Below are 23,324 nucleotides of genomic sequence, written 5' to 3'. Positions count from 1 at the left end.
TAAGTAAATTAAGAGAAGTGTGGATGAGAGGAGTAAAAATGAAAAAGAAATACAGTTGTAAGAAAGGTGAACTGTACTTCTCTTTTAGCTGAACAGTATTTTATTCCGTAAAAGCCCGATTGGTGTGGGCTAATAATCAGTGGGGGATGAATGAACCCCCACCGATTAAAGTCTCACTTTATTGAATTCTTTTTCTCTGTATTACATTTAAAAACCCTTCAATATTCGAGCTTGAAATTTGTCCCACCGTTATATATTCGTCTTCATAGTAAAATATTAGTTTTTTATCAAAGAATGTTTTTTTCGTCTCTATGGATAGAATTTTTTTATATTCAAATTCCGCAATCAATGCATTTTTACAATATTTGAATGATTGTCCATAAAAAATAACCCTCCTATTAGTGGCAAGTAACAATCCGGAACGAGGGACATTATGCGTAATAATATAGCCAGTAAGTGAACATCTTAAAGTGGATAAAATGTTTTCTTCATGATGTAATAATTGTTTTACATCCTCTAAAATTTGATTCATTGCATATAATCCTTTTTTATTTAAAATACAATCTATATGGATATTATTATAGCAAGAAAGACCATACACCAAATATGCAACATTGCATATTTGGTGTATGATCTTTTGAATATTACGCAGCATTGTTATTACTTTCCAAAGAATATCTTTTCCTTAATTTTACTATATTTTATGTGTAGACTAAACGAAAGAAAGGAATCACAACAATTTGAATAGAATCATATTACAGGTGAGTTGATAGTAGGAGACAAAAATCTCACTTCTATTTCATCATATATTCGCTAGTCTGCTTCTTAGTTTATACACTATCTCCGATCTTGTTTCATAAAAAAGAATATATAAGTATGAAAGATATATTTGGAATGCTTGCATTCTACTATGTGTTAATTAGTGGATATTGCTTTATTGATATTTTAAGTGAAAGAATAAAGAAAGACGGTAAAGAAAAATAGTAAAATTTTATTATATAAAAACTGATGGAGGGTAACAAAATGACCGAAAGCGAAATGAAATTTCGAGATACGACCATTCGTAACTTTTTTGATAAAGAGGATCGCTTAAAATCGATTCCAGGTCAAAAAAAGAAAAAGTTAGTACTATTAGAGCATTTAGTTAGTAAATTAAATACAGAGAATCAATATACAGAGAAAGAAATTAATACATTCATTAAACAATATCATGAAGATTTTTGTACAATTAGACGAGAGTTTATCGTGCATGGGTTTATGGATCGCGAGGATAATATGTATCGTGTAAATGAGAGAGAAGTGTGGACGAAGTGGGAAGAGTTATAAATGTAATGAGGAAGGGGAATTTTCTTGCAAGCTAGTAGTCTTATGCATGAAGAGATTTCGGGAAAACCATCGATTTTTGGGATATTCACTTCGCCAACACTGCAATTCAAAAGGATGAAGAATCAAAGAAATATATTCTTCCCATTAGCTCTTTTAATTGTACTTATTATAATTTCAAGTGCCTTAATGTCTTGGAATTCTTTAAATAATCCTGCACTTAGTGCGTTTCATGATAAAACGGGATTTACTGTTCCAAAATACATAACTTTCTTTACTACATTTGGAATTTCAGCAGTCAGCGGAATCGTAGCTATACTTTTTGCACCTATATTCTATAAGAACATTATGATTTTCTTTGGAGTTGATATTAACTATAAAGAAATATTCCCGATAATTATTTATGCTTCGTTTATATTAAGATTAGGGATGATTTTAAACGGATTAATTGCATTTTTTCTAAGTGGATATGAGATATCTTATACAGGTTTAGGTGCAATAGCAACAGATAATATGATTTTACATACAATCGCTCAAAGAATAGATATATTTAATATTTGGTATTACGTTTTATTGGGAATAGGTTTAAAAACGATAACTAATTTAAATAAAGACAAACTGATTCCTCTTATTCTTGTACTTTTCGTTTTCACTAGTTTATTAGCGAGCATGGCTGGATTGATGCAGGAAATATCTAAACCGTAAGGATATGTGGGAAGTATAATTATAAGCTTGTATGAAAAAGGTGGTTTGGGTATGGACAAACCACCTTTTATCCCGCTATTTGTGGGCAGTAAGACTCCCACCTCAAAATTCGGCTGGAGCAAAGAAGTTAGGTGGGAGATCAACTGCCCGTAAAAGCCCGATTGGTGAAGGCTGATAATCAGTGGGGGATGAACAAAACCCCCCACTGATTAAAGTTTCACTTTATAATTTTTCACACTAAAACTTTTGTCTCCAATCTTTCTTTCTGACGAAGATGATGTGCAAAATGCATAGAAATAAGCTGGAACCATTCTGTCGCATTTAAGTAACCAAGCCCGGGGTGCTCTACTTTACAATCATTTGGAATAGAAGTAAGTGTTGGCTCAATGTTTTTAACAACAGTAATTAATTCCAGAAAACGTTCTTGTACTTCCTCTTTGTTAGTTGGATTTTCGGGTGTATATCTCGGATGATCTGGTACTTTTATTTGTATGTCAGGGAAAGCTCCCATTATATATACTTTTTCACCCATATCCGTTTTTTTGTTAGTTACAGATGGCGTTTCAGTTTTACATTTCACGATTGCATCTAACTGCATATATGTGGCCGAAAGCAAATGATTATACATTTGACCCAGAGACCATTCTTCTGTAGAAGGTTTCATTCTAAATTGTTCGAGAGAGTACTTTTCTAATTCCCCTATGTAATACGTTGCTAAATCCTCAAATCTGTTCATATTGTTAGCTCCTTTTTATAAAAATGTATTTGTTAATACCTACTATAAAGGAGGGATGCTGACAACATTATGTCAGTAGTAAAATAAAAAAATTAAAGTTTTAACATTTTTTTTGCTTCATCACGTATTTTTTCAGAAAGAATTTTTGGCTCTAGTACTTGCACTTGGCTCCCCCAGCTTAATATCCATTGAAAGACTTCATCTATATTTCTTGATTTCAAAAAGACATGAAAACCATTATCTTGATGTTCGTATGAATCTATAAAAAAGTATCGTGATTCAATAATTTTATGTGCAATATGGGGTGGGAATAATAAATGGATCGTAACAGTTCGATTGTTTTCAGGTTGATAGTCTTGTAAAGAAAAGTTCTCAGGCTTTGTAAAGAATGCTTGTTCTTGTTGCAATTCATCCATACGATCTAAACGAAAATTACGTATTTGTTTTCGAAGTAAACAATGAGCAACGATGTACCAAATTCCTGAAATATTGACTAAGCCATAAGGATGAACAGTTCGTTTTATTTTCGTAGTTTCACGCGGCTTAAGATACGAAAAAGAGATAGCTTGCTCTTTCTGAATAGATTCTTGCAATAAGAAAAGTAGGTTTTCTAATTTTTCTCGCTCAGGTTGCTGATGTGAAAATATAGGAGAAAGGAAACGGAAAGTTCCTCGCAGCTCTTCAATTTTCTTTTGTTGATCAGTGGGGAGGACAACCTCAAGTTTTTCTTTTGCTGATTGCGCATGCATAGAAAAAGAAGAAGTGAAAGTTTTCTCAATATAATCAACGCCTAATAAAAGAGTAACGGCTTCTTCGGACGTAAGCCGAATGGGTGGCAAGAAATAACCATCCATTAAGGAATAGCCGTGACCAGGCATTGAAAAAATAGGAACACCGGATTCACTGAGTGCGTCCATATCTCGATAAATTGTTCTTTTACTTGTCTCAAATTTTTCGGCTAAGCTATGTGCTGTAACAGTTTGTTTTCTTTGTAATTCAATTAATATAGCTAATAAACGATCCGTCCGATTCATGAAATATCATCCTTTATTTTATAAATATTCGTACTGTGAAATTCTAAAAGTAGTATATATCTTTCTGCAATTAACAGACTTTTTCCTATGTATAATATTAATATAGTAAAATCATAAGAACCTGTATTGCAGTTTCCAATAATATACTATATAATCAAAATAAGAAAACGTTTTCATGCAAAGGGGGAAAATTTCGTGTCGACTATCGAGGACGTGGCGAAATTAGCGGGGTTATCAAGGACAACGGTTTCTAGGGTGATTAATAATCATCCATATGTTTCAGATGAGAAGAAAAAAAGGGTTCAATTAGCGATGAAGCATTTAGGCTTCGTTCCTAATTCTGCGGCGAGAAGGCTTCGTAAACAAAAAACAGAAACAATTGCGGTGCTTGTTCCAAGGATTACAAATCCTTTTTTTAGTAGATTTATTGAAGCAATCGAGATTGCTGCTTCTGAACATAAATATAAACTGATTATTTGTCAAACAAGATATTTACCAGAAAAAGAGATGGAGTATTTACAATTATTATCTACGAAACAAGTAGATGGGATTATTCTATGTTCACTAGAAAATCCGTGGGAGGATGTAGAGCCATACTTACAACACGGTCCAATCGTGTTATGTAATGAATATATTGAGGAAGCAAATGTTCCAACAGTGAAATTTGATCATGCGCAAGGAGCATACATAGCTGCCAATCATGTGTTAGAACAAGGATATCGTAATCTTATTTTTTGCCGTGGTAACGAAACGAAAGTAGTGAGCCAACAGCGAAAAATGGGCTTTTTACGCGCTATTACTGAAAAGAGTAGAGAAGTGGAAGCAATCGATTTTCTTGAAAACGCTTTCTCTTGGGATGATGGAAAAAGAATATTCCATGAAGTATTAAAGGACAAAAAAAATCCTACCGCGATTTTGGCAGGAGGCGACGAGGTTGCAGCTGGAATTATCTCAGAGGCGAAACGCCATAACTGGAGCATTCCAGAGGATCTCGCTGTTATCGGTTTTGATAATCAAATTTTAGCGCAGATTACAGAGCCAGGTATTACGACAATTGAACAGCCAATTGATGAAATGGCCCGAAAAGTTGTCGACTTAATGATGGATAAAATCCATACGAAAAATTATCGAAAAAAAGAATTGTATGAGTTTGAACTGGAGCTCTTGGTGAAAGGTTCAACGATGAAGGATAAGATGTTATTAGCCTAGTAGACTATGTCTGCTAGGTTTTTTTATGTTCACAAACTACTATTCTTCGTGAACGCAATCGTCACATTTGTTATGGTATGCTTCGTGTTGCTCATCAATTTCCTTCCCGCAATGAGCACAAGTTTTCGTCGGTAAATTTCTGAAAAACTCCATTGGTTGATCGATCATGTCAATCCCTCCATTTCCATTTCTTACTATCATTGTATTAGTACAAAAAACAAAAGTCAATAACTGTTTTATAACAAAATTGAAAATTAATGAAAAAGTTTAGGAAATGGATTATAGTTAACAATGTAGGGTGTAAGTAAAAAACTTTCTCAAGTACGGAGAAAAACTGCATTGCTACTCGGTTTTAGAAAGGATGGATACATATGAAAATGACTGTTGTCGGCTTTTGGGGCGGCTTCCCAGAAGCGGGAGAAGCAACGTCGGGGTATTTGTTTGAACACGATGGTTTTCGTTTACTCGTTGACTGTGGTAGTGGTGTACTAGCACAGCTTCAAAAATATATAACACCATCTGATATAGATGCAGTTGTACTGTCGCACTATCATCACGATCATGTTGCAGACATTGGGGTGTTGCAATATGCGAGATTAATTACGAGTGCAACGAAAGGACAACTACCGGAATTACCAATTTACGGTCATCCGTTTGATGAGAATGGATTTAATTCTTTAACGCATGCACCGCATACGAAAGGAATCGCATACAATCCAGAAGAAACACTTCAAATTGGACCATTCTCCATTTCATTCTTAAAAACTGTTCATCCTGTTACATGCTTTGCGATGCGTATTACAGCTGGCGATGGTGTCGTTGTATACAGCGCTGATTCAAGTTATATTCCTGAATTTATTCCGTTCACAAAAGATGCTGATCTTTTCATTTGTGAGTGTAATATGTATGCACATCAAGAAGCTGCGAAAGCAGGGCATATGAATAGTACAGAAGTAGCAAGTATTGCAAAAGATGCGAATGTAAAAGAACTTTTATTAACGCACTTGCCGCATACTGGCAATCCATCTGATTTAGTAACAGAAGCAAAACAAATTTTCAGTGGCCACATTACGCTTGCACATAGTGGTTACGTTTGGAATTCATGAGGTGATACGATGTTATTTATTGATAATAAAGGGATTACAGATCCTACTATAAATTTAGCTATTGAAGAATATTGTGTGAAGAATTTAGATATTAACGAAACATATTTACTGTTCTATATTAACGAACCTTCCATTATCATTGGTAAAAATCAAAATACGGTGGAAGAAATTAATGCTGATTACGTAAAAGAAAAAGGCATTCACGTCGTTCGTCGTCTATCAGGTGGAGGTGCAGTATATCACGATTTAGGAAACTTAAACTTCAGCTTTATTACGAAAGATGATGGAGATAGTTTCAGCAACTTCAAGAAATTCACAGAACCTGTAACGAAGGCGCTTGGTAAATTAGGTGTAAATGCAGAGCTAAGTGGTCGTAATGACATTCTAGCTGAAGGCAGAAAAATTTCAGGTAACGCGCAGTTCTCAACGAAAGGTCGTATGTTTAGTCACGGTACACTATTATTTGACTCTGAAATCGATCACGTCGTATCAGCACTAAAAGTGAAGATGGATAAGATTCAATCAAAAGGAATTAAATCAATCCGTAGCCGCGTTGCGAATATTACAGAGTTCTTAAACGAAAAAATGACGACAGAAGAGTTTAGACAACTTCTATTAGAGACAATTTTCGAAGGTGAAACAGAAATTCCAACGTACGAATTAACAGAAGCGGATTGGAAAGAAATTCATAAAATTTCTGAAGAGCGTTATCGCAATTGGGATTGGAACTACGGAAAATCTCCGAAGTTCAACTTGCAACATTCACACCGTTTCCCAGTTGGACAAGTTGACGTTCGTCTTGAAGTAAAAAAAGGAACAGTAACAGAATGTAAAATTTACGGCGATTTCTTTGGCTCACTAGATGTTCATGATATTGAAGAACGTTTAACAGGCATACAATTTGATAAAGATGCATTTACTGTAGCTTTAGAAGGTGTAGATATCGCACGCTATTTCGGTAATATAACAACAGAAGATTTCTTACATTTATTCTTCTAAAAGTGAAGGGGCTGTCATAAAAGACAGCCTCTTTCTTTTTGTATAGATTGTCGTCTTTTGTCGGTAAATCGATATATTTAAGAAATCGCTGATAAAAATTGAGTTACGGTCGATATATCTGAAAAAGTGAGTGCATATTATCCTAAAATGATTTCAGCAATAGCGTAACTATATGCTTGCACCCTTTTCTTGTATAGATAATTCCCTTATCCTTCCAAAGTGTTCTGGGAAAAGTAGTTATTGTATATTCAGTTAATGGAATATCACTTGCTACTTTAATTTTCTTTTAATATAATTAATTTAGAATTTTTAAATATTCTAAATTTTATAAAGGTGGGATTTATGTGAATCTCGTTCAATCTTTGGCTGAAACGGCGAAAAAGAAGGGGGATAAACCGGCTTATGTTTTTATGGATCAGTCGGTCTCATATGACCAATTAAACAAAATGGTCACAAGGTTTTCTGGCAATTTAGCAGAAATGGGCATTGGAAAAGGGGACAATGTCGCATTAGTTGTTGGGAATTCACCACATTTTTTGGTCGGTTTATACGGAACAATGAAAGCTGGAGCAACTGTCATACCGGTTAATCCAATTTATACAGCAGACGAAATGCATTATATTTTACAAAATGGAGATGTAAAAACAATCATCGTACTCGACGTCCTTCTACCTGTTATACAATCTCTTACAACAAGACTTCCTTCACTAGAAAACATCATCATATGCGAAACCTCATCAGATTTTAACCATATAGAAACCGAAAAAATGAAAACGTTTACTAGTTTTGTGGGGGCTGGAGATTTACAATACGAAGGTCCTGAACTAGACGAAGAAGATGTAGCCGTTATTTTATACACTTCAGGTACAACTGGAAAGCCAAAAGGTGCTATGTTAACGCATAAAAATTTATATAGTAACGCTAACGATGTGGCGTCGTATTTACAATTTACTGCCGATGATCGCGTCGTTGCGGCACTACCGATGTTCCATGTATTTTGTTTAACAGTTGCGGTAAATGCACCGATTGTGAACGGAGCGACCATTTTAATGTTACCGAAATTTAGTCCGAAAGAAGTATTCCGTATTTGTCGTACGTATGAGCCGACGATTTTTGCTGGTGTACCGACGATGTACAATTACTTATATTTATTTGAAGAAGCAAGCGCGGAAGACGTGAAGACACTTCGTCTCTGTATTTCAGGTGGTGCGTCAATGCCTGTTGCCCTTCTGCAAAACTTTGAAAAACGTTTTGACGTTATTGTTTCAGAAGGATACGGTTTATCAGAAGCATCACCAGTTACTTGTTTCAATCCGTTAGATCGTCCTCGTAAACCAGGATCAATCGGCACAAATATTTGGCATGTCGAAAATAAAATTGTGAATGAACTTGGTGAAGAAGTACCTGTCGGCGCAGTTGGTGAATTAATTGTTCGCGGTCCTAACGTTATGAAAGGATACTATAATGCTCCAGAAGATACAGCAGCGACACTAAAAGATGGCTGGCTATATACAGGTGACTTAGCGAAAATGGATGAAGAAGGTTACTTCTATATCGTTGATCGTAAAAAAGATATCGTCTTAGTTGGCGGTTATAACGTATATCCTCGTGAAGTAGAGGAAGTATTATATACGCACGAGTCAGTAGCTGAAGTTGTCGTAATCGGCGTTCCTGATGAAAACTTAGGAGAAGCGGTACGAGCTTACGTCGTTCTGAAGCAAACGAACGTAACAGAAGAGGAACTAATGCATTACTGCACGTTACATTTAGCAAAATATAAAGTACCAAAGAGCATCGAGTTTTTAACAGAGCTGCCGAAGAATACAACGGGTAAGTTGTTAAGAAGAGCATTGAGAGAGAAAGCGATGCAAGTGTAAAAAGAAAGGTATCCCTCTAAATAGGGGGATATCTTTTGTTTTTTAGAATTGACTAAGCTATAACCCTATATATTTAAACCGTAATATAACTAATACGGAGGGATATATGCATGGAACAAAAGGAATTGCGCTTACGGAACGTACAATATTTGATTTGTGACATTATGGATGAAATGAATGCGGAGAGTGAAAAGAAGAATTTAGAAACATTGCAACAAGTAATTGATCATCTTTCAGGGGCAATCGGGGATTTAGTAGATCCATCCAGTACGTATTCAATCGATTATTTAGAGAGGAAAGTTCATACAGCACATTATTTATTGTTTAAAAATGACCGGAAAGCGTACTTATGTAGAAAATAAAAATAGATGGTTTTTTATTTTCTTACATATTGATAATGGTTATCATGTAGAAGGAGTATTAATATATTCATTTGTTACAGCAGCAGGAGTAGTTTTAACTTGCGAAAGATGAAGTGAATTGTTGAGGATATTTGTATAAAGCTCCGAAGTAATAAAAAATAAATTCCAAGTTGACACATGCGAATTGCAGAATTAAAATGGAAAGAAATCAAATAGAATACAATAGAAGCTAATCAGAGAAACTGAAGGCGCACAACGTTCACTTTTGTGAATGAATTGTGTGCCTTTTTCTATTGTACAAACTAAGGGGGCTTTATATATGAAACAGTGGGGTAAGACAGCATTAATGAAAAGTACAGGTGTTTTATTATCAGCAGTTGTCCTTTTATCGGGGTGTGGTTCGGCAACCTCTACTAACAATTCTGAAGGAAGTGCAGATAAGAAGACAGTCGAACTTTTAAATGTTTCATATGATCCAACGCGTGAGTTATATCAAGATTTCAATAAAGACTTTGCGAAGTATTGGAAAGAGAAACATGGGCAAACAGTAAATGTAAAACAATCACACGGCGGATCTGGAAGCCAGGCGCGTTCTGTTATTGACGGGCTAGAAGCAGATGTTGTAACGCTAGCACTCGCTTATGATATTGACGCAATTAGTAAGAAAAAACAGTTAGCAGAAGATTGGCAGAAGAGACTTGCAGATAATTCAACGCCTTACACATCGACAATTGTATTTCTCGTTCGAAAAGGAAATCCGAAAGGGATTAAAGATTGGGATGATTTAACGAAAAAAGGTGTGTCTGTCATTACACCGAATCCAAAAACATCTGGAGGAGCACGTTGGAACTATTTAGGGGCGTGGGGATACGCACTGAAGAAGTATAACAATAGTGAAGATAAAGCGAAAGAGTTTGTCGGTCAAATTTATAAAAACGTAGAAGTACTAGATTCAGGGGCACGCGGGGCAACGACAACTTTCGTTGAAAAAGGAATTGGTGATGTGTTAATTGCTTGGGAAAATGAAGCATTATTATCACAAAAAGAACTTGGAAAAGATAAATTCGAAATTGTAACGCCTTCGATTAGTATACTTGCAGAACCACCAGTAGCTGTTGTAGATAAAGTAGTTGATAAAAAAGGAACGAAAAAAGTAGCTGAGGGGTATCTTGAATATTTGTATTCAGAAAAAGGGCAAGAAATTGCAGCGAAAAACTTTTATCGCCCTCGTAATGAAAAAGTAGCGGAAAAGTACGCATCACAATTTCCGAAAGTTCAATTATTTACAGTAGATGAACTGTTTGGTGGCTGGAAAAAAGCGCAAGAAAAGCATTTTAATGACGGAGGCGTATTCGATAAAATTTATCAAAAATAAGGGGGGATGAGGTGACAGAATATGAGGAAGAAGCGTGTTTTACCAGGGTTTGGGTTATCTCTTGGATTTACAATGCTCTATATGAGTTTATTCGTACTTATACCACTTTCTATCGTATTTATTCAAACTTCGCAGCTAGGCTGGAAGAAGTTCGCACAAGTTATAACGAGTGAGCGCGTGTTGCATTCCTATCAAGTGAGTTTAACGACTTCACTTGTAGCAGCGGTTGTAAATGCTATTTTCGGTTTATTAATTGCATGGGTGCTCGTTCGCTACACCTTTCCAGGGAAACGATTATTAGACGGACTAATTGATTTACCATTCGCTCTTCCGACTGCTGTAGCTGGTATTACACTGACGACGCTTTATGCGGAAAATGGTTGGATCGGAAAAATATTTAGTGTGTTTCATATAAAAGTAGCTTTTACCCCGCTCGGAATTATTGTTGCACTTACGTTTATCGGCTTACCATTTGTCGTCCGAATGGTGCAACCAGTGCTGCAAAGTATTGATAAAGAAGTAGAAGAAGCAGCTTCTAGTTTAGGAGCCTCACGCTTCCAAATATTTGTGAAAATCATTTTACCAGAAATATTTCCAGCTCTCCTTGCTGGTTTTTCACTCGCTTTTGCGCGGGCGTTAGGGGAATATGGATCTGTCGTTTTCATCGCTGGTAATATGCCGATGAAAACAGAAATCGCACCGCTGATGATTATGACGAAACTAGAACAATATGATTATGCAGGGGCAACAGCTGTAGCGGCTGTTATGCTTATTATTTCTCTCCTTTTCCTTCTCCTTATTAATATGATTCAAAATTGGAGTAGAAGGCATGAACTGAGAAATGAATAGGAGGGGAGAAAATGGAACCAACATTACTAGAGAAGAAAATAGTAAAAAGCATATCGGCTAAAAAAGAATCTAAATTTGTACCGGGTCTATTAATTACGATAACAGTTTTATTTTTATCTCTCTTTCTATTACTCCCGCTCGTGACAATTTTTATGAAAGCTTTTGAACGGGGAATAGATGTATACATTGCCGCTGTAACAGATCCAGAAGCATTTTCAGCAATTCGATTAACGCTTCTCGTTGCGTTAATCGTTGTGCCGCTTAATACGATATTCGGAATAGCAGCAGCATGGCTTATTACGAAGTTTCAGTTTAAAGGAAAGCAGTTATTATTATCTCTTATTGAACTGCCGTTTGCAGTGTCACCGGTTATCGCAGGGTTAGTGTTCGTTTTACTTTTCACACCGAGAGCCACATTTGGCGGATGGCTATTGGAACATGGTGTGAAACTTATTTTCTCTGTCCCAGGCATTATCATTGCAACGATATTCGTAACGTTCCCGTTCGTTGCACGTGAATTAATCCCGGTTATGCAAGCACAAGGGAAAAGTGAAGAAGAGGCAGCTCTGTCACTTGGTGCAAGCGGATGGAAAATGTTTTGGCGTGTTACGCTTCCGAATATAAAATGGGGTCTTTTATACGGCATGATTTTATGTAATGCCCGCGCCATTGGTGAGTTCGGAGCTGTTTCCGTTGTGTCTGGTCACGTACGCGGCGTTACAAATACGATGCCGCTTCATATTGAAATCTTATACAATGAATATCAATTTTCAGCTGCGTTCGCTGTGGCAACTTTAATGTCATTCATCGCAGTTCTTACGCTCGTTATAAAAAACTGGATCGAATGGCGAATGGAAAAACGACAATAAGGGGGGATTGCGATGAGTATTCAAATTCACGGCGTATCAAAACAATATGGTACATTTCAAGCGTTAAAAGACATTCGTTTAGATATTCCAAAAGGAGAACTTGTTGCCTTATTAGGCCCGTCAGGTTCTGGAAAAACGACGTTATTACGAATTATTGCAGGGCTAGAAGAAGCGGATGGAGGTTCTATTTCATTTGATGGGGAAGATTTAACAGACATTCACGTGAAAAATCGGCAAGTCGGTTTCGTCTTCCAGCACTATGCGCTTTTTAAACATATGAATGTGTTTGAAAATGTCGCTTTCGGTTTAAAAGTAAGGAAGAAAAGCGTAAGGCCTTCAGCAGAAGCAATAGAAGAAAAGGTAACAGAATTATTAAAGCTTGTAAAAATGGATGGCTTTGCAAAACGTTACCCGGCGCAATTATCTGGCGGACAACGCCAACGTATTGCATTAGCCCGGGCACTTGCAGTAGAACCGAAAATTTTATTGCTAGATGAACCGTTTGGTGCACTTGATGCGAAAGTACGGAAAGAATTACGAAGATGGCTCCGGAAATTACATGACGAATTTCAAATTACGAGCGTATTCGTAACACATGATCAGGAGGAAGCGTTAGACGTTGCGGACCGCATCGTTGTGATGAATGAAGGGCGAATCGAACAAATGGGAACGCCAGAAGAAGTGTATGAAAATCCAGCAAGCCCGTTTGTATATGACTTTTTAGGAAACGTAAACTTATTTCATGGCCGTGTTCATAAAGGAAAACTAGATTTAGGCTCTGTAGAACTAGAAGCACCAGAGCATACACACGTTTCTAACGTAGACGGAGTAGCGTATGTAAGGCCACATCATTTATCGATTTCTCGTACGGAGCAAAGTGTAGAGGCAATCCCGGCGAAAGTAACATATTCTCATGTAGTTGGCCCTGTCGTATATATAGAATTAAAACGAGAGGGAACAGAGGAATATTTAGAAGCAGAAATTAGTAAAGAACGGTTTAGACAACTGAACATTCAAACGGGTGAGTCTGTATACGTACATCCGAAAGAAGTAAAGGTGTTTATTCCGGAGGATTTTGTGATTTAAATAAAAGCCAAACCGTCATAGAGTGGCGGTTTGGCTTTCCTTATTACGGTTATAATAAAACTATATATTCCGCCTCATCAGCTCCCCAGCCTGCGTTGCAACATATTCAACATCACTATCAATTTCTTCTAACACGTAAGATTCTAAAATCCCCATTACAGCGGCCCCTAAAAATTAAAAAACAATGTGTTTATCAATAATATGTAAAAGTAATTTTGTTTTGAATTGCACCTCTAATTGTTAGGTTTGCATCTAGCAGTTAGGGGTTTTTATTGTGAAGATTGAAGTGCTTAATATTTACGTTATAAGTGCATAACAAGTTATAATAGAAGAAATCAATAAGGAGGCTGGCAGTGAAAAATCTTCGTTATCTCAATATATTTACCATGTTAATAGTATACACACTACTTATGTTTTACATCGGCTGGAACGGATGGGTTTGGCTTAGTACAGTATTCGGCTGGGAAGCTTGGGGATATTACGCTTTCGTAGTTGGCTTCATTTCATATGCGTATATTCTCGTACAAGTGTTTAAGTTTCTTCCATTCCTACGAACAATCGGTTCCATTTGGTTTGCGGTTATACAATACGCGCTTATGTTATTGCCGTTAGCCGATATTGCCGTCTTATTATTACAGTTTTCAGTGGAGAAAGAAACAGCAATTATTTGGACAGGAATGGTCGTTTTACTCGTGTTCGTCTTGATCTTCGCATATGGGGTATTTAATGCATATAGCCCGGTTGTAAGAAAGTATGATGTACACATACCGAAAAAAGTAGAGGGTCGTAAAAGTTTACGCATTGCGATGGCTTCTGATATGCATTTCGGTAAACTATCTGGTGTTTCTCATTTAAAGAGACTAGTCCACCATGTAAATGAAATGAAGCCAGATATTATTTTACTGCCAGGTGATATTATTGATGATCATCCAGGTGTGTTCATTCAAAAAAACATGGGACACATTATGAAACAAATGAAAGCTCCATTGGGCGTATATGGTGTGTTAGGGAACCATGAATATTACGGACGAGCGATTCCTGAATTTTTGCAAGAAATGGATAAGATTGATATTCGTATTCTTTTAGATGAAGTGATTACAATCGAAGATCATTTTTATCTCGTTGGAAGAAGAGATAAAACAGAGCGTGATCGTCAAAGCTTTGAAAACTTAATGAGTATGGTGGATTTATCACTTCCTGTTATTGCGATGGATCACCAGCCATTTGAATTAAAGCAGGCAGCGGATGCCGGCGTCGATTTACTATTATCCGGTCACACGCACCGCGGACAAATGGCGCCGAATCATATTGTGACGAGAAGAATGTACGAACTAGACTGGGGATACGCACAAAAAGGTGCATTCCACGCCATTGTTTCTTCTGGATTCGGATTTTGGGGACCACCGCTAAGACTTGGAAGTAGATCTGAGATTGTGCAGGTGGAAGTTACGTTTGAATAGTTGTATGGAATAGAGAGCTGAGTGCTCTCTATTTTTTAAAATAAAAAAGGCTCCACATATGGAGCGCTCAATAAAAGTATAATAAATGAATTAAAATAAATAACCGACATTTATAATATATAAAAAAAATAAGTGTAATATTATTATATTTCTAATTATAAATTATAACAGAACGTTCGTATTGGGATTTCCAAATGTTATATTTACTCTCCCTGGAAAAAGGGATACTATAAGAAGACTCTGCTTGAAAAAGGGGGATTATAAGTGGTCATATCAGATGTAATATACGGTGAGTTTAAAGTAGATCAAGTGTTAGAAGAATTAATTTTAAGTAAACCTGTACAAAGGCTGAAAGGGATTCATCAGGCCGGAGCGAGTTACTTAATGAACGAGAAATGGAATGTAACGCGTTTTGATCATTCAGTTGGTGTTATGTTGTTAATTAAAAAACTTGGTGGTTCAGTAGAAGAACAGATTGCTGGATTATTACATGATGTATCGCATACCGCTTTTTCTCATGTGATTGATTACGTTTTTGATAACGAAAATGAAAGTTATCATGAAGAGATATTTAGCTCTGTCGTTAAAAATTCAGAAATTCCAGCGATTCTTTCAAAACATGGCTATCGCTATGAAGATATTTTGTTAGACGATTCGAAGTGGACATTACTTGAAAGATCAGCACCAGAGTTATGTGCTGACCGAGTTGATTACACATTGAGGGATATGTATACATATGGATATATTTCTTTAGAAGAAGCTCAAAATTTTTTAGAGGACTTAATCGCAGTAAATGGGAAAATGGTTCTTCAAAACATTGAAATTGCAGAATGGTTTACGAAGACGTATTACAAAGAAGTAATCGATTTCTTTATGAAGCCAATTAATATTTATGGAAATGATATGTTAGCTAAAACGTTAAAATTAGCTCTTCATAAAAAGATAATCCATCCAGATCATTTCCTTCTTGAAGATCATGAGCTTATATCGAAATTACAGCAATGTAAAGACCAAGAAGTCGATGCTTTATTAAGCAAAGTTCATCCAAGTATAGACGTAAAAGAAGATAGAAATGATTATGATTTACAACAGAAAAATAAAGTACGTCTCATTGACCCTCCATTACTTTGTGAAGGGAAAATCGTTCAGTCGTCTGCCATATCAGAAGAAATAAAACAGATGAGTGATATCGCTTATGAAAAAGCGGTGAGAGGGATGTATGTGAAAGTAATTTCTAATTAATTTACTTTTATATAGAGAAAAGGTGTCATCAAATACGATGACACCTTTTTTTGTATAGGTTGTTCCTATGGATAAGGAATTTGAATTTAGAATTGCTATTAAAGGTGGTCTCTATACTGATATAAATTTAATATAAGACTGAGCATTAACAAATTGGTTGTTTAAAATTAAATCTTCGGAAATTAAATAAACTCCAAACAAATCACCCTTTGTAACCTCAAAATAACATGCCTTTCTTGCTAAAAAACTTTTTCTTTGTTTTATATTGTTTTTTGTAATTTCTAGCCACTTAATATTATTTGAATCTATATTTTCTTGGATTGCTTTTGTGGCCCATATTGTATTATCGTTTTTTATTATTACGAAAATATCACGTTTGCTCAGTTCACTTGGGTTTATATGGGCAATGATTGGATCGGCGCATTTCGCAGTAAAGCCCCCAATACATTCGATATTTAATGTTTTAATAGTTTCTTTAAGCATACTTGGCACCTCCATTAATTAAATATCAATATTTATAGTTAGAATTGTCTTATCTTACATTATATATTATTAATTCTGGAAATTCTAACGAGCCAAAGAACAAACTTACTTAATAAATTTTATATAAATTTAATTATATATAATAATAGGATAGGAGTAGTTATGATGGCACTTTTATTAGTCAGTATTACGTTGGCTAATATAGCATGAATGTTTATCATTACGGTTTCGGGAAGCACAGCCCTCAGCTATTAGTAAATGAAAAAGAAGTAGCACATCGCTTTTTAATGCGCTACTTCTTTCTCATTAATGATCAAACCAATTCCAAACTTCAATATCTCCAAGAGTAGCATAACGTACGTGCGGTGAATTTTGTAATTTTAATAACTCTTTCGACGGTCCAGTAATGACAATTCCGTATACTTTTACTCCGTTATCCTTTACGTATTTATAGCGTTTATCTAATTTTAGTTCTTTCTCAGGAAGCGCAGCTATTTTGCTTACCGTTTTTTTATGTGTAGAAAGAATACGCATCATTTCGATTACTTTATCTTCTGGCGTTTTTTTCCTGTCTGTGTCACTATCCAGGAATCTTACGTGTTCTGGAAACCCTATAGCTTCCCCGCCATGTAGGATGTAGTCTTCTACATTTGTTTTTTCTTGTCCAGTATCTAAAGCGTACCATACAGGAGTTGGAGAGAGTTCTTGTGCTTCAAATACGCTATATAAAAGTGGTTCTAATTCTTTTAAAGTGTAAGCTTTATCAAAAGATATTGCTATTTCTGCAACGGTTCCATCATGTACTTTTGTAAGTGTATCCCATACTTTTTTTGAAGATGCCTTTAAATAATCGCCTTGCTCTGTTTTGGGATGAACAAAGAATAGTCTTGGTTGATAGAATGGATTCATCCAAGCTTGGTTCGTGACATCTACAGATGATAAGAAGCTTTTTGTTTCTACTGTACCGAGTGGCATTTCTTTTTTACCGACGGTTTTTACTAAATCAAAGTGGCTATTTGTGCGAAAGAAAGCTTCTACACTTGTTCCGCCCCCCATAACACGGCTATTTGGAATGGTCGCTTCAAGTGCAAGAGAAGGAACCTCTCTAATTTCTTCTAGCCTTTTGTCATTATCAGCTTGAAAATAAAAGGCGGATAATACCCCGCCGATTATATATATAACGATACAAATTGATAATATAAAACCAAACGTTTGCAAACGATGTTTCCACTTAATTTTCCAAAAAGGAACTTTAAGATCTTTTGGCGGTAACTTTTTCTTAACTGGCTCTGTTTTTGCTAACAATTCATCCAAATGAGCTTCACATTCTTCACATATCTCAATATGACTTTCTAACTGTTCTTGTTCATCATGTGTGAGCGTTCCTTTTTCATACTTCTCCCATAGTTTTTTAAACTCTGCACAACCCACCTGTATCACTCCTTTATGCTTCGCGTTTCTTTTCGCCCGCGGTGTAATTCGATTTTTACTCTCGCTAAGGAGAGACCTGTCATTTCTGCTATTTCCTTATAGGAGAATCCGTAGTAATCTCGTAGTAGTAACACATTTCGTCTTTCGAGCGGAAGAGAGGATAAACTTTGTAACCAACTAGTAATCTTATGTTTTATGAAATATGCATGCTCTGTACTTGGCACGTTTGGTAAATGGAATTCTTCAACTGTAGTTGTTTTATATTTTTTCTCTTTTCGGTGCCAATCGATAAAGGCGTTATAGGCGATTGTAAACAACCACGGCCTAATTTCTTCTCCTTTATAATATTCAATGTGGACGAGCATTCGGTAAAATGTTTCCTGCATGAGATCTTCTGCATAGTGGGAATCTCCGGTTAGGGAGAGAAGATAGCGAAATAAATCATGCATGTGCTCTGAGTAAATTTCTTCTAATGTTTGACTTTGTTTCACTACATTTCCCTCCCTTCATAAATAACAACGAAATACATATAAAAAAGTTACAATTTTTTATGGAATTATAGTAAAAAACGTCAAGAATTGGATAACGTTCTCTTTTATCATAATACATATAAGGCGGGTGAACAGAGATGGAAAGCTATGAAACACAAATTCAAAGGTCAATTGATTATATTGAAGAAGATGTAATGGAAAAACAAACGCTGCGTAATTTAGCTCGTATTGCAGGTTTTTCTGAATCGCATTTTCATCGAGTATTCCAGGCGTTAGTAGGTGATACAGTAATGGAGTATGTTCGGAAGAGGAGGTTAGCCCGGGCAGCTTATCAACTTTCTCATACGGATGAAAAAGTTATTGATATCGCATTTGAACATGGCTTCCAATCTCATGAAACGTTCACGAGAGCCTTTAAAAAATTATTTCAAATGACACCAAGTGAGTATCGAAAACAAGAAATTGAAACACCGATGTATTATAGAGTCAATGTAAAACAACGAAAATTAAATCCATATTTAGGGGGCATACAAATGGAATATCGTATTGTAAATAAACCGGAATTTTTAGTGGCAGGTTATGAACTGAAGACGACAAGTAAAGAAGGGAAAAATCATCAAGATATCCCGGTTTTTTGGCAGGAGTATTTACAAAAGGATCTTGGAACGACGATTCCGAATCGTAAAGATACGAGCCAATGGGTAGAGCTTGGACTATGTACAGATTTTAATTTAGAAACAGGGGATTTCACATATATTATCGGAATGGAAGTTACAGATTTTGAGAATGTACCGAGTACAATTGCACAGCGCACTTTCCCGGCAGCAACATATGCAGTATTTACAACACCGAAAGTTCCTCATGAAGAAATGGTATCTTCTATCCATCAAACGTGGAATGCAGTATTCTCAGAATGGTTCCCGCATTCAGGATATGAACATTGCGGAGTTACAGAGTTCGAACTATACGATGAGCGTTGCCATGAAGATAAGAGTGAGTTCGCTCAAGTGGAGCTTTGGATACCGGTGAAGAAGAAATAATAGGAGCAGAGCGAATCATTGAGAGATGGTTCGCTTTTTATTGTGTGGGAGAAGGTTGCTATTGTCAGCTTTTGTCGGAAAATCGCTGATATATTTAGAGTTGCGGTCGATATATTCGAAAAATCGCTAATATAATTTCACTTACCGACATACTACTTTGAAAAGAGAAAATATAAAAAAGGTGCTATATAAAAGCACCTTTTCCTACGAATGAAACGGAAACACAAGTATAATAGTCGTTCCTTTCCCAAGTTCACTATCAATGGAAATCGTTCCGTTATGAGCATGAACGAGTTGCTTTGTAATGGCTAGGCCAAGCCCGGTTCCTATGTTGCTTTCTTCTGTATTTGTTCCTCTGTAATATCTTTCGAATAAAAGTTCTTTCGTTTTATCATCCATTCCTTTTCCGTTATCTGAAATAGATAGTGTAAATGAATTTGCATTTTGCGAAAGTTTTACGATTACGTTTGTCGTTTCATTATTATGTTTTACAGCGTTTGCTAATAAGTTTTCGATAATACGCTGGAACCATTTTTCTTCAATAAAATATTGGATTTTGCTTGAACTTGGCACAAATTCAATGTTTTGATTTTGTAGTGTCGGGTTATTAATAAATTGTAATAGTACTTTTTGGACGAACTGATTAATTTCAACATTTACGTGTTGCGCAGGAAGAGTATCATTTTTTAGTTGATACGTTAAGCTTAAGTCGTCAATTAATGTAGTCATATATTGAGATTTTTCTTTCATTACATGACCAAATTGTTGAATGTCTTGATCAGTCCAATTGTATTGCTTCGATTCTAGTAATAATGCATAGCCGTATATAGAGCTAAGCGGTGTTTTTAAATCATGCGTCAAACCAGTAATCCATTCTTCACGTGTTTGTTGCAGTACTTCTCTCATTGCATCGTTCTTTTTCAAAGTAATAGAAAGGTGCTCTAGTGAGTTTGTAACATCTTTAAATAGGCGGAACGACCATTTTTCTTTACCTGAGCGCCGGAATCGAATAGGTTTTCCTTTTTTACTAACAGGCTCTTCATATTTTCCTCCGGCTATGTTTTTAAGCCAGCGCATCGTGTGTAATAAAGGCTTTCCAAACTTATTTCCATACCAAATTGAAAGAATGACTAAATAAACAAACACAATAAGGAGGATTAAGCTGCATCCGATTAGAAATTTCTTAGTAAATACATCATCTATTTCATCATCTGGATAGTAATGATCATTTTTTGCTGATATAACGGCGAGATGACTGCTATTTGAATCGTAAAAACTAGATGTCCTTTCTTTATGATTCCACGGTTCTTTTTCATTAAGAGCAGTTTTTATCGCTGAAAATGTTTTTTTCTTTCCATCTGGATAGGAAAAAACTTCTTCGCCATTGTTATTAAATATTTGTAGTGTTGCTTTTTCTTTAGAAAGTAATTGTTTTTCTTGTTCAGTTAATGCAAATTCATTTAATGATAAAGAAGGATGTCCTTGTTGTATCGTTTTTAGTAATGTATTACTTTTTAGTTTGGCACCGTAAATAATGAGTACTGGTTTCTCTTCTAATTTAATTTCCCAATAAGTAAATTTATAAGGATTCTCTATACTATTTTGTAAATATGCAATTAAGGATGTCTTTGTATAAGAGGTCGGAACATCACTAGGTGTATTGAAGTTGTAAAGGACCTTTCCATCCTCACCTACAATTTGAAGCCAATCATTTTTTTCTACTATTAAATCTTTCACCTCAGATTTTAAGGTTATGTCATTATTTTTGGAAGAAATATATTCGGAAATTGTAAAGCTATCAGAATCAGAAATGTTAGGTGCATATAAAGTGCTAGTAAGAAGGAAAATTAAATAAGAAAGAGAAGCAACTACAGCGATAAGGAGCGTAAATAAAACGAAAACGTGTTGTAAGATAAACTGGATTATAAGTCGCTTATTAAAATTCATATCGTTAACCTACTTTGTAATGAACTTATAGCCAAGTCCACGAACTGTTTTTATGTATTCTGGTTTACTTGGATCTTGTTCAATTTTTTCACGTAGTTTTCGAATATGAACCATAACAGTATTATCATCTCCATTATAGGCAGGCGCTCCCCAAACTTTTTCATATATTTCTTCCTTCGAAAATACGTAGTTCGGATTCTCACAAAAGAAGAGTAGTAGTTGAAAGAGTTGAGCGGAGCATTCGACAATGCTACCATCTACTGTTAGTTCCGCAGAATGTTGATCGATTTCAAACCTCCCAAATGAAATGGAGTGTGTTTTTTGTTCTTGTATGCTTTGTTTCATATGTCTTCTAAGTTGGGCTTTCATACGAGCCACTACTTCTAGCGGATTAAATGGCTTCGTAATGTAATCATCCGCACCGTATGAAAATCCAGATATTTTATCTAAATCAGATGTTTTCGCTGTTAGGAAGAAGATAGGACAATCTGTCTTTTGGCGAATGATAGGACAAATATCGAAGCCGGACTGTCCAGGAAGCATTACATCTAAAATAATTAAATCATATTCATTTTGTTCAATGAGAGATAAAGCTATTTCCGCAGATGTTGCAGTTGTAATATGAGAAAACTCTTCTTTTTCAAGAATGGTAGTTAGTAATTGTAAAATTGCTGTTTCATCATCAACGAGTAAAATGTTTGCATGATACATATGAATCCCTCCTAATTTCCTCGAATATCATATCATCTTTTTGTAACTTATGGAATTTTTAAGGAAATTTTAAGGTTTTCTTTCACAAAAAATTAAGATTCAAATGATATGATAAAAGTAACATGGGGAGGAGATGAGTGTGAATCCGTTTCAAACGATGCGAGCTAGATATTTTTTAATTGTATTTGTACTATTAATTTTGGTAGCACGAAGTAGTAATGAATTGCTAGAAAGTACATTTCATATACAGAATTCTTCTTTTATAAGTATTCTTATATTTTATATCCTTCCGATAATGTGGCTCTTTTATGAGTATAGAAAGCACCGTGTTTCATTTGTACACTTTATTAATAAAAACGAAGCATTTAACCTGGTACAAGTTTTGTATATCGCGATTATGCTATGTGCTTTTAGTTACGGCTATCTTATTTTGTACATGTACAGCTTTGCATGGATTACACCAGATTTTATTATGAATGCACTACATGAACCAATTATAGATAGTACAGGGGAATATTTATACCAAGTTATTATGGTTGTATTTATTGCACCTATTATTGGTGAATTTGTTTTTCGAGGATTTTTACTTCAGCGTTTTGCAGCAAAATGGGGAACTAGCATAGCGATGATTGCTGTAGCACTTTTATTTGCTTGCTTACATGTTGATTTCCTCGGTGCAGTCGTGTTTAGCATCGTACTATCAATTGTATATATTCGTACGAAAAGCTTACTCATGCCAATTGCTATTCATATGTTAAACAATGCGTTTGTGCTTGGTGCTTCTTTTCTAGTAAGCAGAGAAAAGATAATGAGTTTTGCAGATTTTTCGAACTATACGACATTCTTTCCGGGACTAATTATTTTTATAGCGGGATTGAATTTAGTACTCATCTTTTTATTTGTTAATCGCAAATATTGGAGTAAAGAAGTTCCGGCTATATATGCGGAGAAGGCAAGAAGTTTTTCAAACGTAGTGGGAGATAAATAAG

The 23,324-nt window shown here is 35.6% G+C and carries 25 protein-coding genes and 1 pseudogene; 16 read left to right on the top strand and 10 right to left on the bottom strand.

Features of this window, described 5'->3' with window-relative positions; all coding sequences use genetic code 11:
- Positions 1-178: 178 nt before the first annotated feature.
- Positions 179-532 carry a PH domain-containing protein gene (locus ACTFQM_RS09980; RefSeq protein ID WP_440034185.1) on the bottom strand — a complete coding sequence of 118 codons (354 nt, stop codon included), beginning with the start codon at positions 530-532 and terminating at the stop codon, positions 179-181.
- A 269-nt stretch (positions 533-801) separates the two neighbouring features.
- On the opposite strand from ACTFQM_RS09980, the gene ACTFQM_RS09975 reads away from it, so the two are divergent.
- From ACTFQM_RS09975 to ACTFQM_RS09965, 3 genes are read left to right on the top strand one after another with little or no spacing between them, the layout of a single operon-like run.
- A complete protein-coding gene (locus ACTFQM_RS09975) occupies positions 802-984 on the top strand; it encodes a hypothetical protein (RefSeq protein WP_440034409.1) in 183 nt (60 codons plus the stop codon).
- A gap of 39 nt (positions 985-1,023) precedes the next feature.
- Entirely contained in the window at positions 1,024-1,326 is a 303-nt protein-coding gene (locus ACTFQM_RS09970; protein WP_440034184.1) for a DUF2087 domain-containing protein, read from the top strand.
- A 24-nt stretch (positions 1,327-1,350) separates the two neighbouring features.
- A complete protein-coding gene (locus ACTFQM_RS09965) occupies positions 1,351-2,028 on the top strand; it encodes a Yip1 family protein (RefSeq protein ID WP_440034183.1) in 678 nt (225 codons plus the stop codon).
- A gap of 232 nt (positions 2,029-2,260) precedes the next feature.
- Here ACTFQM_RS09965 and ACTFQM_RS09960 read toward each other — a convergent pair whose 3' ends face one another.
- Both ACTFQM_RS09960 and ACTFQM_RS09955 read right to left on the bottom strand, forming a co-directional pair.
- Entirely contained in the window at positions 2,261-2,764 is a 504-nt protein-coding gene (locus ACTFQM_RS09960; protein WP_440034182.1) for a DinB family protein, read from the bottom strand.
- Between the two features lie 92 nt (positions 2,765-2,856).
- Positions 2,857-3,798: a helix-turn-helix transcriptional regulator gene (locus ACTFQM_RS09955; protein WP_440034181.1), complete on the bottom strand. Its 942-nt coding sequence runs from the start codon at positions 3,796-3,798 to the stop codon at positions 2,857-2,859.
- Positions 3,799-3,993: 195 nt separating this feature from the next.
- On the opposite strand from ACTFQM_RS09955, the gene ACTFQM_RS09950 reads away from it, so the two are divergent.
- Entirely contained in the window at positions 3,994-5,007 is a 1,014-nt protein-coding gene (locus tag ACTFQM_RS09950) for a LacI family DNA-binding transcriptional regulator (protein ID WP_002170743.1), read from the top strand.
- 39 nt (positions 5,008-5,046) lie between these two features.
- On the opposite strand, the gene yhfH is transcribed toward ACTFQM_RS09950, so the two are convergent.
- Positions 5,047-5,175 carry a protein YhfH gene (yhfH, locus tag ACTFQM_RS09945; protein WP_000567010.1) on the bottom strand — a complete coding sequence of 43 codons (129 nt, stop codon included), beginning with the start codon at positions 5,173-5,175 and terminating at the stop codon, positions 5,047-5,049.
- A gap of 203 nt (positions 5,176-5,378) precedes the next feature.
- Here yhfH and ACTFQM_RS09940 point away from each other — a divergent pair, with 203 nt between their 5' ends.
- From ACTFQM_RS09940 to ACTFQM_RS09905, 8 genes are all read left to right on the top strand, one after another.
- The gene (locus ACTFQM_RS09940) at positions 5,379-6,113 is read left to right on the top strand and encodes an MBL fold metallo-hydrolase (protein ID WP_327901541.1); all 735 of its coding nucleotides are present in this window, start codon (positions 5,379-5,381) and stop codon (positions 6,111-6,113) included.
- 9 nt (positions 6,114-6,122) lie between these two features.
- Positions 6,123-7,112 (top strand): lipoate--protein ligase, encoded by a 990-nt coding sequence (locus tag ACTFQM_RS09935; RefSeq protein WP_327908345.1) that lies wholly within the window; start codon positions 6,123-6,125, stop codon positions 7,110-7,112.
- A 344-nt stretch (positions 7,113-7,456) separates the two neighbouring features.
- Entirely contained in the window at positions 7,457-8,989 is a 1,533-nt protein-coding gene (locus tag ACTFQM_RS09930) for a fatty acid--CoA ligase family protein (protein ID WP_440034180.1), read from the top strand.
- Positions 8,990-9,099: 110 nt separating this feature from the next.
- Positions 9,100-9,351: a hypothetical protein gene (locus tag ACTFQM_RS09925; protein WP_193411708.1), complete on the top strand. Its 252-nt coding sequence runs from the start codon at positions 9,100-9,102 to the stop codon at positions 9,349-9,351.
- Between the two features lie 319 nt (positions 9,352-9,670).
- Entirely contained in the window at positions 9,671-10,726 is a 1,056-nt protein-coding gene (locus ACTFQM_RS09920) for a sulfate ABC transporter substrate-binding protein (RefSeq protein ID WP_327908343.1), read from the top strand.
- Between the two features lie 21 nt (positions 10,727-10,747).
- Complete coding sequence (gene cysT, locus ACTFQM_RS09915; RefSeq protein WP_327908342.1) at positions 10,748-11,575, top strand: sulfate ABC transporter permease subunit CysT; 828 nt, start codon at positions 10,748-10,750, stop codon at positions 11,573-11,575.
- An 11-nt stretch (positions 11,576-11,586) separates the two neighbouring features.
- Entirely contained in the window at positions 11,587-12,444 is an 858-nt protein-coding gene (gene cysW / locus ACTFQM_RS09910; protein ID WP_440034179.1) for a sulfate ABC transporter permease subunit CysW, read from the top strand.
- Between the two features lie 12 nt (positions 12,445-12,456).
- Positions 12,457-13,530: a sulfate/molybdate ABC transporter ATP-binding protein gene (locus ACTFQM_RS09905; protein WP_002170752.1), complete on the top strand. Its 1,074-nt coding sequence runs from the start codon at positions 12,457-12,459 to the stop codon at positions 13,528-13,530.
- 60 nt (positions 13,531-13,590) lie between these two features.
- Here ACTFQM_RS09905 and ACTFQM_RS09900 read toward each other — a convergent pair.
- Positions 13,591-13,728 (bottom strand): annotated as a pseudogene (locus tag ACTFQM_RS09900) (TetR/AcrR family transcriptional regulator); the annotation flags it as partial.
- A gap of 155 nt (positions 13,729-13,883) precedes the next feature.
- On the opposite strand from ACTFQM_RS09900, the gene ACTFQM_RS09895 reads away from it, so the two are divergent.
- Complete coding sequence (locus tag ACTFQM_RS09895; RefSeq protein ID WP_440034178.1) at positions 13,884-14,990, top strand: metallophosphoesterase; 1,107 nt, start codon at positions 13,884-13,886, stop codon at positions 14,988-14,990.
- Positions 14,991-15,254: 264 nt separating this feature from the next.
- Positions 15,255-16,232: an HD domain-containing protein gene (locus ACTFQM_RS09890; protein WP_440034177.1), complete on the top strand. Its 978-nt coding sequence runs from the start codon at positions 15,255-15,257 to the stop codon at positions 16,230-16,232.
- A gap of 111 nt (positions 16,233-16,343) precedes the next feature.
- Here ACTFQM_RS09890 and ACTFQM_RS09885 read toward each other — a convergent pair whose 3' ends face one another.
- From ACTFQM_RS09885 to ACTFQM_RS09875, 3 genes are all read right to left on the bottom strand, one after another.
- Positions 16,344-16,715, bottom strand: a complete 372-nt coding sequence (locus tag ACTFQM_RS09885) for a hypothetical protein (RefSeq protein WP_440034176.1) — start codon at positions 16,713-16,715, stop codon at positions 16,344-16,346.
- Between the two features lie 306 nt (positions 16,716-17,021).
- Entirely contained in the window at positions 17,022-18,146 is a 1,125-nt protein-coding gene (locus ACTFQM_RS09880) for an anti-sigma factor (protein ID WP_440034175.1), read from the bottom strand.
- A 5-nt stretch (positions 18,147-18,151) separates the two neighbouring features.
- Positions 18,152-18,637, bottom strand: a complete 486-nt coding sequence (locus tag ACTFQM_RS09875; protein WP_002170762.1) for an RNA polymerase sigma factor — start codon at positions 18,635-18,637, stop codon at positions 18,152-18,154.
- Between the two features lie 137 nt (positions 18,638-18,774).
- Here ACTFQM_RS09875 and ACTFQM_RS09870 point away from each other — a divergent pair, with 137 nt between their 5' ends.
- Positions 18,775-19,677: an AraC family transcriptional regulator gene (locus tag ACTFQM_RS09870; RefSeq protein ID WP_002170763.1), complete on the top strand. Its 903-nt coding sequence runs from the start codon at positions 18,775-18,777 to the stop codon at positions 19,675-19,677.
- A gap of 204 nt (positions 19,678-19,881) precedes the next feature.
- On the opposite strand, the gene ACTFQM_RS09865 is transcribed toward ACTFQM_RS09870, so the two are convergent.
- Together ACTFQM_RS09865 and ACTFQM_RS09860 are read right to left on the bottom strand one after the other, a co-directional pair.
- Positions 19,882-21,624, bottom strand: a complete 1,743-nt coding sequence (locus tag ACTFQM_RS09865; RefSeq protein ID WP_440034174.1) for a sensor histidine kinase — start codon at positions 21,622-21,624, stop codon at positions 19,882-19,884.
- A 9-nt stretch (positions 21,625-21,633) separates the two neighbouring features.
- Entirely contained in the window at positions 21,634-22,335 is a 702-nt protein-coding gene (locus ACTFQM_RS09860) for a response regulator transcription factor (RefSeq protein WP_440034173.1), read from the bottom strand.
- 139 nt (positions 22,336-22,474) lie between these two features.
- Between ACTFQM_RS09860 and ACTFQM_RS09855 the strand changes: the two genes are divergently transcribed.
- Positions 22,475-23,323, top strand: a complete 849-nt coding sequence (locus ACTFQM_RS09855; RefSeq protein WP_440034172.1) for a lysostaphin resistance A-like protein — start codon at positions 22,475-22,477, stop codon at positions 23,321-23,323.
- Position 23,324: the final 1 nt, after the last annotated feature.

The organism is Bacillus cereus group sp. MYBK30-2 (genome assembly GCF_051915945.1).
Lineage (GTDB): Bacteria > Bacillota > Bacilli > Bacillales > Bacillaceae_G > Bacillus_A > Bacillus_A paramycoides.
The sequence above is the reverse complement of the archived record's forward strand: the minus strand, read 5'-3'. Positions and strand labels throughout refer to the sequence as shown.